Here is a 14320-nt window from a genome sequence, read left to right as displayed (position 1 = left end):
CCCCGGTGGGGTGTCAAGGGAGCCGACGCTCTAAGTTGGCGCAGATGGCTAAGTGATGGCAGCGATTGGGAGGCCGCGATGGCGGTGAGCGGACGGCACACCGGTAGGCCGACCCTGGAGGAGGTCGCCGCGCGGGCCGGCGTCGGCCGCGGCACGGTCTCACGCGTCATCAACGGCTCGCCCCGGGTCAGCGATCGCGCGAAGACAGCCGTCGAGGCCGCGATCGCCGAGCTGGGATACGTACCGAACCGGGCGGCCAGAGCCCTGGCCGGGAATCGTACGGACGCCATCGCCCTGGTCATCCCCGAGCCGGAGACCAGGCTCTTCGCGGAGCCGTACTTCTCCGACATCATCCGGGGCGTGGGCGCCGAGCTGGCCGACACCGACATGCAGCTGCTGCTGACCCTCATACGCACGCCCAAGGAGCGCCAGCGCTTCGCCCAGTACCTCAGCGCCCACCGGGTGGACGGGGTGCTGCTGGTCTCGGTGCACGAGAACGACCCGCTGCCCGATCTGCTGGAGCAGCTGGAGATGCCCGCCGTGCTCAACGGCCGGCGCTCCGATCTGGAGTCGGTGTCGTATGTCGACGCCGACAATGTCGGTGGTGCCAGGTCCGCCGTCGCGCACCTGCTCGGCCGTGGCCGGCGCTCGGTCGCGACCATCACCGGGCCGCTGGACATGTACGTGGCCCGCTGCCGGCTCGACGGATACCACCAGGCCATCGAGGCCGCCGGACTCGGCGCCGACGAGGCCCTGGTCGCCCGTGCCGACTTCACCGAGGAGGGCGGCCGCGCGGCCATGCGGTCCCTGCTGGAGCTGCGGCCGGACGTGGACGCCGTCTTCGCGGCCTCGGATCTGATGGCGGCCGGTGCCCTGCAGATGCTGCGGCAGGCGGGGCGGCGGGTGCCGGACGACGTGGCGCTCATCGGCTTCGAGGACTCCGCGATCGCCCGGCACACGGATCCGCAGCTGACGAGTGTGCGGCAGCCGACGCAGGAGATGGGCCGGACCATGGCCCGGGTGCTGCTGGAGGAGATCGCCGCCAGGTCGCCCACCCGGCGGCATGTGGTGCTGGCGACGGAGCTGGTGCGGCGGGAGTCCGCCTAGGAAGCCCGGGAGGCCTGGAAGCCTCGGAAGCCCCGGGAGGCCCGGAAGCCCCAGGAAGTCCAGGGAAGCCCGGAATGTCGCCCTGACAGCCCGGTCACGGCACTAGCGGCGGCCGGCCGTGCGGGCCGCGTGCCAGATCGCGCGCAGCCGGTCCAGCTCCGCCAGCTCGGCCTTCGACCAGGAGCGGCGACCTGCGACGTACTGCCGTATCGCCTCGTTGGCGGCTTCGACTGAGCGGGGGGACCGGGCGTGGTGCCGGTGGTTCAGAGCGGTCGGGGACATGGTGAAGATTCTATGCGGGGGGTGTGACAGAGGCCCCCGGAAAATGGGCTCCGGGGGCTCATGTCACACAGTGAGGCTGCTCACTGGCATCGCCGGGTTCACTCGGTTCACTCGCCGAAGAGATCCCCGTACGAGGCCATGGCCAGGGCGATGTCGGCCTGTGCCCAGAAGCGGTGGTAGGTGAAGCTCGGTGCCGCTCCTCCGTTCAGGTAGCCGCTGACCTTGGAGTAAGCCGGGTCGTCCGCGTAGAAGGACCGCAGCGATCCGAAGGTGGACGAGGAGTTGACCGCGTCGCCGTTGGGCATGGTGCCGGTCCAGCCGCTGGGGACGTAGACCGGGTCGTCGAAGCGGTTGTAGTCCGTTCGGGTCTCGGGGACGGCGATGCCGAGGCTGTCCTGGTAGTTGGCCCACATGCCGTCGAGCAGGGCTTTGGCCATGGTTTTGGCGGCCGTGGAGCCGGACTTCTGGGCGTAGTAGGACAGGGTCTTGGCGTACGCGGCCGTGACGCCGACGTCGTTGGTGTAGTCGGCGACCGTGACGTGCAGTGCGGCGTTGGCGCCGGGGGCGGCCGCGTTCCAGGTGTCCGGCTGTCCGGACCAGGTCAGCGTGGAGGGGATCAGATAGGTCCCGTCGGGGTTGACGGTGGTCTTGGACAGGGCCCAGGTGACCCACTTGTCGAGGATCGCCTTGGCGGCGGCGTTGCCGGTCTGCTGGTAGTACTCGGCGACCCGCTCCATCGACCAGGCCTGCATGCCGAACCACTGGTTGGACGGCGGGTCGTGATAGACGGGCGCCGGGTCGTACGCCATCCCGTAGAAGGTCGGCGTGCCGCTCGGCGGTGTCCCGTAGTCGCCCTCCCAGCTGTTGGTGGCGCCGCCGGCGATGGCGCCCTCGCTGGACTGCAGCCACCGGTAGAACTCCAGCTGGCGGCCCAGGCTGGTCTGCCAGTCGGACTTGCCGGTGGTGGCCTTCGGGGTCATCGCGGTGTCGGTGGTCAGGGCGTACGCGGCCATCGGGTTCTGGTAGCCGAAGTGCGCCGCGCTGTCGCCGATCCGCCAGGCCCAGCCGGCGGAGGAGCTGTTGGCGCCACCCCAGGCGTAGTACCAGGACAGCAGATAGTGCTCGCTGTCCTTGCCGGTGCCGGCCGCGCAGCTGCTCGCGCCCACGCAGTTGCCGATCTTCTTGAAGTACTTGTCGAAGAAGGAGTAGCGCAGGTAGTCGCCCATCTTGCCCGCCTTGGCGACGGTGGTCGCGACATCGCTCGCCTTGCCCTGCGCCTTCGCCCAGGTGTCGGCCCAGTACGCGGCCTGGATGGCGCGCGCGTCGGCGTCCGGGGCGTCGGTGTACTTCCACTGCTTGGCGTAGGACGAGTCCTTGATGAACAGGTCCAGGTAGCCGTTCGTACCGCCGTAGGTGAAGTTGTCGCAGGTCGGCTGCGGCACGGTCTCCCAGACCGACTCCTGGGCGCCGCGCTGGAAGGTGTTGATGTACGACGGGCCGGCGGCGCTCGGGCCCGCCTCGCAGCCGCCGCCCGGGGTGTCGCCGTAGCCGTAGGTGTTGTCGACGTCCTGCAGCCAGTGCATGCCGTAGATGTCGCTCGTCCCGTACGCGGAGGACAGCTCGCTCGCGATCGGGTCGGAGCCGACGGGCACGCTGCTGTCGATCTGCGACGGGTAGTCGGAGGGCAGCGGATGCTCGGCGGCGTAGGTCGCGGGCTTGCTGGCGTTGTAGAAGCTGTTGGTCGGCTGATCGGCGTGGGTGGGGATCATGTACTTCTCCATGGTCGCCCAGGCGGCGTTGAACTTGCTCCAGTCCTGGGTGACCTTGCCGTACATCGCCTGCAGCCAGATCAGATACGAGTACGCCTCCGAGGTCGTCTCGTGCCCGTAGTCCGGGGCCTCGACGATCAGGGTCTCGACGGAGTGGTACGGAATGCCCTCGGGCGAGAAGTAGCCGGAGGCCGGGGCGGTGATCCGGCCGTAGAGGTCCAGGAACCGGGCGTCGTACGTGCTCGACGCGGCCAGTTCCGTGACGGTGACGTCGGCCTTGAGGTAGCCGGTCGCGGTCGCGCTGAAGACCGCCGCGCCGGTGCCGGCGGCGTCGGCGGTGACGGTCACGTTCTGCGCGGTGGACCAGTTGGCCGGGGTGAAGGTCAGGCTGCCGCCGCCGGTCACCGACAGTCCGGCGTTGCCGGAGCCGCGCGCGACGGCGACGGTGACGTTCGCGGAGGGCTGGGTGGAGAGGCTGACCGCGAAGGTGCCGGTCTTGCCCTGCTGGACGGCGAGTTGGGCCGGGGTGGCGACCAGCGAGGGGCCGGCGGCGACATGGATGCCGACGGGGGTGGACTCGGCGGAGGCGCCGGTGCTGTCGTACGCCTTGGCGTAGAGGGAGTAGTCGCCTGCCGCGACCCCGGTCCAGTCGGCGGTGTACGGGGAGGTGGTGTCGGTCGCCAGCAGGGTGGTGTCGCTGTAGAACTCCACCTTCGAGACGGTCGCCCCGTCCGAGGCCGCCGCGGACGCCGCCAGCGGAACGGTGGCCCCGGCCGTATACGTCGCGCCGGGCGCCGGGCTGGTCAGGGCGGTGACCGGCGGCTGGTGGGCGCCGGTGCAGGTGGTGCCGTTGACGGAGAAGGCGGTGGGCGCGGTGTTCGTACCGCTGTAGCCGAAGTTGGCGCCCGCGCTGACGGCGGCGCCGGCGGCGATGGTGCGGTTCCAGTCGAGGTTGGTGACGGTGACGTTCTTGCCGGACTGCGACCAGCTGCCGTTCCAGCCGTTGGTCAGCGTCTGGTTGCCGGTGTACGCGTACGCCAGCGACCAGCCGGAGATGGCGTCGGTGCCCCGATTGGTGATCGTGACGTTCGCGGTGAAGCCGGAACCCCAGTCGTTGGTCGTGTAGTCGACGCTGCACTGCACGGTGGCGGCCTGGGCCGGGGTGGTGCCTCCGGCGGTGGTGGTGGCGAGCGGCAGCGCGAGCGCGGCGACTCCCACCACCAACAGCCTTCTTGGTCGTCCTCTGGGCATGCGGAATCCTCCTCGTGACCTGAGAGGGTGCGGTGAACCAGTGGGAGCGCTCCCAAGCGTCGAGCGGGACTGACGGACTGTCAAGAGGTGAAGCAGCTCCCGTGAATCCCCGGGTGGATGGCATGAGTTGGCGTCAACTCTCTATGCGTCGGAGGCGCCTGGCGCTATGGTCTGCCGCGAACCAGTGGGAGCGCGCCCATGCAATGACCCCCACCATTGAGGAGTCGCACATGCGACGACCACCGCGCCCTGTAGTCCTGGCCTCCGCCGCCGTTCTCGTCGTAGCCGGCGGCATCGCCCTGCTGCCGTCCGTCACGGCGTCCGCGGCGACGGCCTGTTCGGTCGACTACTCCGTCACGAACCAGTGGAGCAGCGGTTTCCAAGGCAGCGTTGTCATCACCAACGGCAGCGCCCCGACGACCTCCTGGACCCTGACCTTCGACTTCCCCGGCACCCAGAAGGTCACCCAGGGCTGGAACGGCACGTGGTCCCAGTCCGGCACGTCCGTCACCGTCACCAACGAGAGCTGGAACGGCGCGCTGGCCACCGGCGGCAGCGTCACGGCCGGCTTCCTCGCGAGCTGGTCCGGGTCGAACGCCGCGCCCACCGCCTTCAAGCTCAACGGCACGACCTGCAACACGGACGCCTCGCCCTCACCCACGACGCCAACACCGACACCGACCGCCACCTCCACCACACCCGCCGACACCGCCCCGCCCAAGCTGCACGTCTCCGGCAACAAGATCGTCGACTCGTCCGGCACCGAGCACCTCCTCCACGGGGTGAATCGTTCCGGCACCGAGTTCATGTGCGTCCAGGGCCGCGGCATCTTCGACGGCCCGGTCGACGACGCCGCCATCGCCGCCATGAAGACCTGGCACATCGACACCGTACGCATCCCGCTGAACGAGGAGTGCTGGCTCGGCCTGTCCAACATCGACAGCGCCTACAGCGGCACCACCTACATCAACGCGATCAAGGACTACGTCACCCGCCTGGAGGCGCACGGCATCACCCCGGTCCTCGAACTCCACTGGAGCCACGGCCAGTACACCGGCAACTCCGCCGGCTGCTCTGACCTCTACGCCTCCTGCCAGAAGCCGATGCCCGACGCCGAGTACACCCCGTCCTTCTGGGCCTCGGTCGCCGGCACCTTCAAGGCCGACCAGGCCGCCGTCTTCGACCTCTTCAACGAGCCCTATCCGGACCGCGCCACCTCCACCCTCACCCAGGCCTGGACCTGCTGGCGCGACGGCGGCACCTGCCCCGGCATCGGCTACTCCGTCGCCGGCATGCAGACCCTGGTCAACGCCGTACGCGGCGCGGGCGCGCAGAACGTCATCCTGCTCGGCGGGGTCGCGTACTCCAACGACCTCGGCCAATGGCTGACGTACCGTCCGACCGACTCCACGGGCAATCTCGCGGCCGCCGTCCACGTCTACAACTTCAACACCTGCAGCGCCGCCTCCTGCTGGGACAGCACCCTCGCGCCGGTCGCCGCGCAGGTCCCGCTCGTCGCCGGTGAGATCGGCGAGAACACCTGCGGGCACGGCTTCATCGACCAGTTCATGGCCTGGCTCGACGCCCACCACTCCTCGTACCTCGGGTGGACCTGGAACACCTGGGACTGCTCGTCGGGCCCGTCCCTGATCACCGCCTACGACGGCACGGCCACCGCCTACGGCGCCGGGCTGCGCGATCACCTGCTCGCACTCGGCTGAACCCGCTCGCCAGATCGTCCGCGATTCCCGACAGGAGGTGTCGGGAATCGCGGACACCATGGACGTATGAACACCAGTTGGTCCGGCTTCCGGGCAACCGAACCCGATCTCGCCGACGCCGTCCAGGCGCGCTTCCAGAAGTACAAGCACCATGTCCTCGGCACCCTGCGGCACGACGGCTCGCCACGCCTGACCGGCCTCGAGGCGGACTTCCGCTTCGGCGAGCTGTGGCTCGGCATGATGGCCGGCTCGCGCAAGGCGCTGGACCTGCGCCGCGACCCCCGGTTCGCGCTGCACGCCAATCCGGGCCCGGACACCTCCATGGACGGCGGCGACGTCCGGGTCAGCGGCCGCGCCGTCGAGATCACCGACGCCGCCGTGATCGCGACGTACGTGGACGAGGTGAAGCCGCCCGAGCCCTTCCATCTCTTCCGGACCGAGCTGACCGAGGTCGTACGGGTCAGGGTCGAGGACGACGAACTGGTCGTGCAGACCTGGCACCCCGGTGTTCCCGTGCGGGAACACCGGCGCCGGTAACGATCAAGGCCCGGCCTGTTCACACAGACCGGGCCTTGATCGAGAAGGGTGAGTAACGGGACTCGAACCCGCGACATCCTGGACCACAACCAGGTGCTCTACCAGCTGAGCTATACCCACCATGACCGGCGCTTTCGCACCGGCCAGAAGAAGTGTACAGGGTCGGGGCGGGTGCTCGCTGCAGGCTCAGTCGGTCGGCAGGACGTACTTCGCGGCGATGGCGCGCGCCGTGTCCGTGTCGGGGCCAGGCTGGGGGACGAAGACGGCCTCGCGGTAGTAGCGCAGCTCGGCGATGGACTCGCGGATGTCGGCGAGCGCCCGGTGGTTGCCGTTCTTCTCGGGGCTGTTGAAGTACGCGCGCGGGTACCAGCGGCGGGCCAGCTCCTTGATGGAGGAGACGTCCACGATGCGGTAGTGGAGGTGCTGCTCCAGGGCGGGCATGTCGCGGGCGAGGAAGCCGCGGTCGGTGGAGACGGAGTTGCCGCACAGCGGCGCCTTGCGGGGCTCGGCGACATGCTCGCGTACGTAGGCGAGGACCAGCTTCTCGGCCTCGTCGAGGGTCATGCCGCCGTCGAGCTCGTCGAGGAGACCGGAGGCGGTGTGCATGGTGCGTACGACGTCCGGCATCGTCTCGAGCGACTCGGCGGGCGGGCGGATCACGATGTCCACGCCCTCGCCGAGGATGTTCAGCTCCGAGTCCGTGACAAGGGCGGCCACCTCGATCAGCGCGTCGTGCGCCAAGGAGAGGCCGGTCATCTCGCAGTCGATCCACACCATCCGGTCGTTCATGTGTATCACCCTACGGGGCGATCCCTCGGACCCGGCACCGCCGCGTTGCGTCCGCGTACGTCTCGGTCCCCGCGAAGCCGCCCGGGCTGCTCCGGGATACGGGTCGTGAAGGTGTCGTTCTCGGTCTTCACGGCCTTCGCGGGGGGCTGCACGGGCAGCGCCGACGGCGCGGCGGCGGCACGCGGCTCCTTCACCGCCACCGGCGGTTCGGTCTCGTCCTGCGGGCGGCGGGCCCGGTAGGCGGCCCGGTAGGAGGCGGGGGAGGAGCCGAGCTGGCGGCGGAAGTGGCCGCGCAGGGCGACGGGTGACCTGAATCCGCACCGGCCGGCGACCTCGTCGACCGAGTAGTCGGAGGTCTCCAGGAGCCGCTGGGCCTGCAGCACCCGCTGGGTGATCAGCCACTGCAGGGGAGCGCTCCCGGTGAGGGTACGGAAACGGCGGTCGAAGGTGCGGCGGCTCATGTAGGCGCGCGCGGCGAGGGTCTCCACGTCGAACTGCTCGTGGAGGTGCTCCAGCGCCCACGCGACGACCTCGGCCAGCGGGTCCCCGCCGATCTCCTCCGGTAAAGATCGATCCAGATGGCGCTGCTGACCACCACTCCAGTCGCTGCCCCGGCGAGGCGGTACGACCAGGCGGCGGGCCAGCGCGTTGGCGGCCTCGGTGCCGTGGTCGGTCCGTACGACGTGCAGGCACAGGTCGATGCCGGCGGCGGTGCCGGCCGAGGTCAGGACGTCGCCGTCGTCGACGAACAGCTCGCGCGGGTCGACATGGACGGACGGGTAGCGCTTGGCGAGGGTGGGCGCGTACATCCAGTGGGTGGTGGCGGGCCGGCCGTCGAGCAGTCCGGCGGCGGCCAGCACGAAGGCCCCGGTGCACAGGCCGATGATCCTGGCGCCCTCCTCGTGGGCCCGGCGCAGTGCGTCCAGGGCCTCCACGGGCGGCGGCTGGGAGATCGAGCGCCAGGCGGGCACGACGACGGTGCCGGCTCGCGAGAGCGCTTCCAGACCGTACGGAGCGGTGAGCTCGAGGCCGCCGGTGGTCCGCAGCGGTCCGTCCTCGCCGGCGGCGACCAGGAGGCGGTAGCGGGGCACGCCCGCGTCCTGGCGGTCGATGCCGAAGACCGACAGCGGGATGGAGCTCTCGAAGATCGGGCCGCCGCTGAACAGCAGCACCGCCACGACCTCCTGACGGCGGCGCGCGGAGAGTTTGCGGGTGGTGCGAGGAGACATCGCCGACGACGCTGACGCCGTCGCCGATGGTGCCGACGGTGCGGTGGTGGCCGTGCCGGCGGTCGACGGGATCTCCGTCGCCATGCCGGTCCTGGACTCCTGGTTCATGGAGCTCAAGCCCCCCTCGGTCGTCTCGTCCTCTCGGTCCTGCACTGTTCCCCCGCCGTTTTACTCAAGATCGAATCTACTGTGTCCCATGGGGCTGCAGTGGCAAGTTCACCACCTGGCTGTATGTCGACATGGCAACTTGGCGTGAAGCATTCGATCACGAAGCGTTCCACTCGCCGGGCCTGGTGGGAAGTGTGCCTCTCCCCCCTCGCATGGGCGCAGAGCGGTTGTGCGCCCCCCGTGAGGGCTTCTCCGCTGGTGGCAGGGGTGTGGAGGGTCTGTGTGGACAACAGGCGTACTACGGTGAGAAGTTGGCCGAAAAATGTCGGCAATCCTGTGCGCGCCCCAGGTCAGCGCACCGGCGCACGCCGAGGGGGTGGCTGATGCACCTGTGCGCCCCCACCCCTTTTCGGGGGGCTGAGGACGATTCCGGATATGGCCGGTGGCGGACAGGGCGGGAAGGGCTGCTCAGGGTCGAGTTGTCCGATTGGTGAGGGGGCGTTGCACTCGGCGGCCGGCTACGGCATTCTCCTGGAAACTCCGGGGTAAGGGGTGGCTGTGAAGGGTCCGGCACATCTGTGCACGGGTGCTTCGCCGCCGTACTCTGGAGTCAGCGGGAAGGGCAGCCCCTTACCGGTCATATCGGCCGGTCCCGCGGCCCCCGCAAGCGTTGTTGTCCGCCCTTCGGTGCACCACCCGCACCGACCTTGCCGAGAATCACATCATGGCCGGTTACGAGCTCCCCGAGCCCGCCGAAGGCAAACCGCTCGCCGATGCGGCGGCGGTACCCGAGGCGGCAGCAGAGCTGCGCGCATCATGCGACCCCGCGTTCCGGCACGGCGTGGTGGTCGGCTTCGACGGCTCCGTATCGAGCGAACGCGCCCTCGCGTACGCCATCGGCATGGCCCGGCGCTCGGGCTCCGCGCTGATCATCGTGCATGTCGCCAACCGGCTCCCGGCCACGGTCTGGGCGGGCTGCGAGCCGCCGGTCTTCGTGGACGTCCCGGACCACCGCACCGAGGTGCTGGGGCTGGAGCTGGCCTGCGCCGACCACCTGTCCGAGGTGCCCTGGATCCTGGTCGAGCGCGGCGGCGACATCTGCCACGAGCTGGAGGAGGTCGGCCGGGAGTACGAGGCCGACGCCATCGTGGTCGGCGGCACGCACGGCCTCATAGGGAAGATCTTCGGCTCGGTGGCCGGACGGCTGGCGCGGCGCGCCCAGCGGCCTGTCGTGGTCATCCCCTGACCTGTTGTCGGCATTCCCAGGCCTGTCGTGGTCATTTCCAGGCCTGTCGTGGTCATTCCATAACGATTTGACCGCCAACGGTCCGGTTTCTGGGGTTGCGAGGTTGCTTGCGCCCTTGTGAAGGGTATCTCACCTGCAGTTTCTTCCCTCGTACACCTCGTACTTGAAGGGGGTCGCGGTGGACAACGACGTCTCCACGACACGCACCGCAGGAGCCGGAGCCACGCCTCTGGGATACCTGGCACTCGGCCTGACGCTGCTGGCGTTCGGGCTCTTCAGCACCGGCGTGATCGACAACACGGCGGCGGGCGATGCGGCCCGGCTCGCCCTCTACGTAGGCGGCTTCACCCAATTCGTCGCCGGTATGTGGGAGTTCTACCGGGGCAGCGCCTTCGCCGGCACCGCGTTCGCCTCGCTGGGCGCCTTCTGGGTCACCTGGGCGGCCGCGTCCGGCACTCCCGCGGGCAAGGAGGTCACAGGGCTGTTCTTCCTGCTGTGGGCGCTGCTGGCGCTGAGTCTGACGGTGGCCGCCTGGCAGCTGGGCGGCGTGGCGCAGACCGCCTTCGGGCTGCTGACGGTGTCGACGGTGCTGTTCGGCATCGCGGCGTTCGCGGACAACTCCGGTCTCGGCAAGACCGCGGGCTGGGTGGGCGTGGCGGCCGGGGCGGTCGCCTGGTACGGCGGCACGGCGCTGCTGACCAACGCCACGTGGGGCCGGCGGGCGCTTCCGTCGGACGGGTGGCGCTTGGCGGTGCCGCACCGCGGGCACGCGTAGGGCTCACCCGTAGGAGGCCTGTACGGGCCGGAGTTGAGTGAGCGGTGAGTTGGTGAGTGGTCCCCCGGCGCGTCGGGCGCCGGGGGGCCGCTTGTGGTTCTGCGGGGGCTATTCGACGGTGACGGACTTCGCCAGGTTGCGCGGCTTGTCGATGTCGCGGCCGAGCGCCAGCGCCGTGTGGTACGCCAGCAGTTGGAGCGGGATGCCCATCAGGATCGGGTCCAGCTCGTGCTCGCTCTTCGGCACCACGATGGTGTGGTCGGCCTTCTCCTGCTCGCGGTGCGCGACCGCCAGGATCGGTCCGCTGCGGGCCTTGATCTCCTCAAGCGCCGCCCGGTTCTTCTCCAGCAGGTCGTCGTCCGGCACGATCGCGACCGTCGGCATGGCGGGCTCGATGAGGGCGAGCGGGCCGTGCTTGAGCTCGGAGGCCGGGTACGCCTCGGCGTGGATGTAGCTGATCTCCTTGAGCTTCAGGGAGGCCTCGAGGGCCACCGGGTAGCCGCGCACCCGGCCGATGAACATCATCGACTTCGCGTTTGCGTATTCCTCGGCGAGCTTCTTGATCTCCGGCTCCTGCTCCAGGATCTCGGCGATCTGCCCGGGCAGCCTGCGCAGGCCCGCGATCAGCCGCTTGCCGTCCGCGACCGACAGATCCCGGATCCGGCCGAGGTGCAGGGCCAGCAGGGCGAAGGCGACCACCGTGTTGGTGAAGCACTTCGTGGAGACCACGCAGACCTCCGGGCCCGCGTGGACGTACACGCCGCCGTCCGTCTCGCGGGCGATCGCCGAACCGACGACGTTCACCATGCCGAGCACCCTGGCGCCCTTGCGCTTGAGCTCCTGCACCGCGGCCAGGACGTCATACGTCTCACCGGACTGCGAGACCGCGACGTAGAGGGTGTCGGGGTCGACGACCGGGTTGCGGTAGCGGAACTCGGAGGCCGGCTCGGCGTCGGCCGGGATACGGGCCAGCTCCTCGATCAGCCCGGCGCCGATCAGACCCGCGTGGTACGAGGTGCCGCAGCCCAGGATCTTCACCCGGCGCACGGCCCGTGCTTCCCGGGCGTCCAGATTCAGGCCGCCCAGGTGCACGGTGGAGAAGCGGTCGTCGATCCGACCGCGCAGCACCCGGTCCACCGCCTCGACCTGCTCGGCCATCTCCTTGTGCATGTACGTGTCGTGGCCGCCCATGTCATACGACTCGGCCTCCCACTCCACGGTGGTCGGGGACGCCGTCGTACGGGCGCCGTCGGTCGTGTACGTACGGAAGTCGTCGGCCTTGAGGGTGGCCATCTCGCCGTCGTCGAGGGTGACGACCTGCCGGGTGTGGGTGACCAGCGCGGCGACGTCGGAGGCGACGAACATCTCCTTCTCGCCGATGCCGAGCACCACCGGGGAGCCGTTGCGGGCGACGACGATCCGGTCCGGGAAGTCGGCGTGCAGGACGGCGATGCCGTACGTGCCCTCGATCAGGGCCAGCGACTGCCGGACCTTCTCCTCCAGCGTGTCCGCCTGGGAGCGGCCGATGAGGTGGGTCAGCACTTCGGTGTCGGTCTCGGAGCGGAACTCGACACCGTCGGCCGTGAGCTTGGCGCGCAGCTCGGTGGCGTTGTCGATGATGCCGTTGTGGACGACCGCGACCTTGCCCTCGGCGTCCAGGTGGGGGTGGGCGTTCTCGTCGCTCGGCGCGCCATGCGTCGCCCAGCGGGTGTGGGCGATGCCGGTGGTGCCCGTGAAGCGCTTGGGCACCCGGGCCTCCAGCTCGCGGACCCGGCCCTTGGCCTTGACGGTCTTCAGCCCGCCGGACTTGCCCGCGATGGCGATGCCGGCCGAGTCATACCCGCGGTACTCCAGTCGCTGCAGGCCTTCCAGTAGCAGCGGGGCCACGTCGCGCTTGCCGATGTATCCGACGATTCCGCACATGGATCTAGTCGTCCCTCCCGATCGTGTTCATGGTGTGCTCAGCCGTAGACGATGCGGCGCAGCTGCCGCAGCGAGTACTCCGGCGCCGTCACCGGGCGGCCGGGCAGCTCGGCGGTGATCCGGTCGAAGATCTCCGCGTTCAGCAGCCCTTTCGCCTGCAGCTCGCGATGGCGTCGCCGGATGAATTCCTCGGCTGACTCGTCGAAGTACGCCAGGACGTCAAGAACCACCCTGGCGGCCTCGCCGCGGTGCAGCGGCGTGGTCCGAACCAGGTGGTCAATGAGATCGTCATGGGCCGCACGGCGTTCGAGCACCGGACGATCCTGCGGGAGGGAGGGGCTCATTTGCAAGAATCCTGCCCGAAATCGGGCAGTGGGTGAGGAAAATCAAGCCGGAACGGCCCTATACGGGGAGTCCGAGCTCCCGGGCGATCAGCATGCGCTGTACCTCGCTGGTGCCCTCGCCGATCTCCAGGATCTTGGAGTCCCGCCACATCCGGGCCACCGGATACTCGTTCATGAAGCCGTAGCCGCCGTGGATCTGGGTGGCCTCGCGGGCATTGGTCACGGCGATCTCCGACGAGTAGAGCTTGGCGAGTGCCGCCTCCTTCTTGAACGCCTCGCCCGCGATCAGCCGCGACGCCGCGTCCCGCCAGGCGAGGCGGGCGGTGTGGGCCCGCATCTCCATGTCGGCGAGCTTGAACTGGATCGCCTGGTTGGCCCCGATCGGCCGGCCGAAGGCCTCCCGCTGCTTGGCGTACGCCAGCGACTCGTCCACGCAGCCCTGTGCCAGGCCGGTGCCCAGCGCGGAGATCGCGATCCGCCCCTCGTCCAGGATCCGCAGGAACTGGGCGTAGCCCCGCCCCTCCTCGCCCAGCAGGTTGGCGGTTGGGACGCGGCAGTCGGCGAAGGACAGCTCGCGGGTGTCCGAGGCGTTCCAGCCGACCTTGCTGTACTTCTTGGAGACGGTGAAGCCGGGGGTGCCCGACGGCACGATGATCGACGAGATCTCCGGGCGGCCGTCGGCCTTGCGGCCGGTGACGGCGGTGACCGTGACCAGAGCCGTTATGTCGGTGCCGGAGTTGGTGATGAAGCACTTGGTGCCGTTGATCACCCATTCGTTCGTCGCCTCGTCCAGCCGGGCGGTCGTCCGGGTGCCGCCCGCGTCCGAGCCGCACTCCGGCTCCGTCAGCCCGAACGCGCCCAGCGACTCGCCGGAGGTCAGCCGCGGCAGCCACTCGCGCTTCTGCTCCTCCGTGCCGAAGCGGAAGATCGGCATCGCGCCCAGCGACACCCCGGCCTCCAGGGTGATCGCCACGGAGGAATCGACCCGGGCCAGCTCCTCGAGCGCGAGACAGAGGGCGAAGTAGTCGCCGCCCATCCCGCCGTACTCCTCGGGGAAGGGCAGCCCGAACAGCCCCATCCGGCCCATCTCGCGGACGATCTCGTACGGGAACTCGTCGTGCTCGTAGAACTCGCCGATCTTGGGCGCGACGACATCGTGAGCGAACTGCTCGACGGTGCGACGGAGTTCCTCGTACTCGGCGGGCAGCCGGTGGGCGGGAGTCATGGTGGTCGTCATGG

General features: G+C 69.6%; 12 protein-coding genes and 1 tRNA gene. 5 read left to right on the top strand and 8 right to left on the bottom strand.

Annotation, left to right across the window (positions count from 1 at the left end; all coding sequences use genetic code 11):
- Nucleotides 1-78: 78 nt before the first annotated feature.
- Nucleotides 79-1107 carry a LacI family DNA-binding transcriptional regulator gene (locus ACFXJ5_RS16310; RefSeq protein WP_384631041.1) on the top strand — a complete coding sequence of 343 codons (1029 nt, stop codon included), beginning with the start codon at nucleotides 79-81 and terminating at the stop codon, nucleotides 1105-1107.
- Nucleotides 1108-1209: 102 nt separating this feature from the next.
- Here the strand turns inward: ACFXJ5_RS16310 and ACFXJ5_RS16305 are convergent, their stop codons facing one another.
- Both ACFXJ5_RS16305 and ACFXJ5_RS16300 read right to left on the bottom strand, forming a co-directional pair.
- Nucleotides 1210-1389 (bottom strand): hypothetical protein, encoded by a 180-nt coding sequence (locus ACFXJ5_RS16305; protein ID WP_384631040.1) that lies wholly within the window; start codon nucleotides 1387-1389, stop codon nucleotides 1210-1212.
- A 107-nt stretch (nucleotides 1390-1496) separates the two neighbouring features.
- Nucleotides 1497-4409 (bottom strand): glycoside hydrolase family 48 protein, encoded by a 2913-nt coding sequence (locus tag ACFXJ5_RS16300; RefSeq protein WP_384631039.1) that lies wholly within the window; start codon nucleotides 4407-4409, stop codon nucleotides 1497-1499.
- Nucleotides 4410-4639: 230 nt separating this feature from the next.
- On the opposite strand from ACFXJ5_RS16300, the gene ACFXJ5_RS16295 reads away from it, so the two are divergent.
- Both ACFXJ5_RS16295 and ACFXJ5_RS16290 read left to right on the top strand, forming a co-directional pair.
- Entirely contained in the window at nucleotides 4640-6130 is a 1491-nt protein-coding gene (locus ACFXJ5_RS16295) for a cellulose binding domain-containing protein (RefSeq protein ID WP_384631038.1), read from the top strand.
- Nucleotides 6131-6196: 66 nt separating this feature from the next.
- On the top strand, nucleotides 6197-6667 hold the full coding sequence (locus ACFXJ5_RS16290) for a pyridoxamine 5'-phosphate oxidase family protein (RefSeq protein ID WP_384631037.1): 471 nt from the start codon (nucleotides 6197-6199) through the stop codon (nucleotides 6665-6667).
- A gap of 47 nt (nucleotides 6668-6714) precedes the next feature.
- On the opposite strand, the gene ACFXJ5_RS16285 is transcribed toward ACFXJ5_RS16290, so the two are convergent.
- From ACFXJ5_RS16285 to ACFXJ5_RS16275, 3 genes are all read right to left on the bottom strand, one after another.
- A tRNA-His gene (locus ACFXJ5_RS16285) sits at nucleotides 6715-6787 on the bottom strand.
- A 66-nt stretch (nucleotides 6788-6853) separates the two neighbouring features.
- Nucleotides 6854-7456, bottom strand: coding sequence for an oligoribonuclease (gene orn, locus ACFXJ5_RS16280; RefSeq protein WP_127357978.1), 603 nt, complete (start codon nucleotides 7454-7456; stop codon nucleotides 6854-6856).
- A gap of 5 nt (nucleotides 7457-7461) precedes the next feature.
- Entirely contained in the window at nucleotides 7462-8685 is a 1224-nt protein-coding gene (locus ACFXJ5_RS16275; RefSeq protein WP_384631079.1) for a helix-turn-helix domain-containing protein, read from the bottom strand.
- 832 nt (nucleotides 8686-9517) lie between these two features.
- On the opposite strand from ACFXJ5_RS16275, the gene ACFXJ5_RS16270 reads away from it, so the two are divergent.
- Nucleotides 9518-10039 carry a universal stress protein gene (locus ACFXJ5_RS16270; RefSeq protein ID WP_384631036.1) on the top strand — a complete coding sequence of 174 codons (522 nt, stop codon included), beginning with the start codon at nucleotides 9518-9520 and terminating at the stop codon, nucleotides 10037-10039.
- Between the two features lie 178 nt (nucleotides 10040-10217).
- Nucleotides 10218-10814 (top strand): acetate uptake transporter, encoded by a 597-nt coding sequence (locus ACFXJ5_RS16265; protein ID WP_384631035.1) that lies wholly within the window; start codon nucleotides 10218-10220, stop codon nucleotides 10812-10814.
- 108 nt (nucleotides 10815-10922) lie between these two features.
- Here the strand turns inward: ACFXJ5_RS16265 and glmS are convergent, their stop codons facing one another.
- The 3 genes from glmS to ACFXJ5_RS16250 form a co-directional block, all read right to left on the bottom strand.
- A complete protein-coding gene (gene glmS, locus ACFXJ5_RS16260) occupies nucleotides 10923-12737 on the bottom strand; it encodes a glutamine--fructose-6-phosphate transaminase (isomerizing) (protein ID WP_384631034.1) in 1815 nt (604 codons plus the stop codon).
- Between the two features lie 38 nt (nucleotides 12738-12775).
- On the bottom strand, nucleotides 12776-13051 hold the full coding sequence (locus ACFXJ5_RS16255) for a hypothetical protein (protein ID WP_127357974.1): 276 nt from the start codon (nucleotides 13049-13051) through the stop codon (nucleotides 12776-12778).
- An 88-nt stretch (nucleotides 13052-13139) separates the two neighbouring features.
- Entirely contained in the window at nucleotides 13140-14306 is a 1167-nt protein-coding gene (locus tag ACFXJ5_RS16250) for an acyl-CoA dehydrogenase family protein (RefSeq protein ID WP_384631078.1), read from the bottom strand.
- Between the last annotated feature and the right edge of the window lie 14 nt (nucleotides 14307-14320).

The sequence above is a fragment of the Streptomyces sp. NPDC059373 genome (assembly GCF_042751495.1).
Lineage (GTDB): Bacteria > Actinomycetota > Actinomycetes > Streptomycetales > Streptomycetaceae > Actinacidiphila.
Note: the sequence above shows the minus strand (reverse complement) of the source record. Positions and strands in the feature narration are given on the sequence as shown.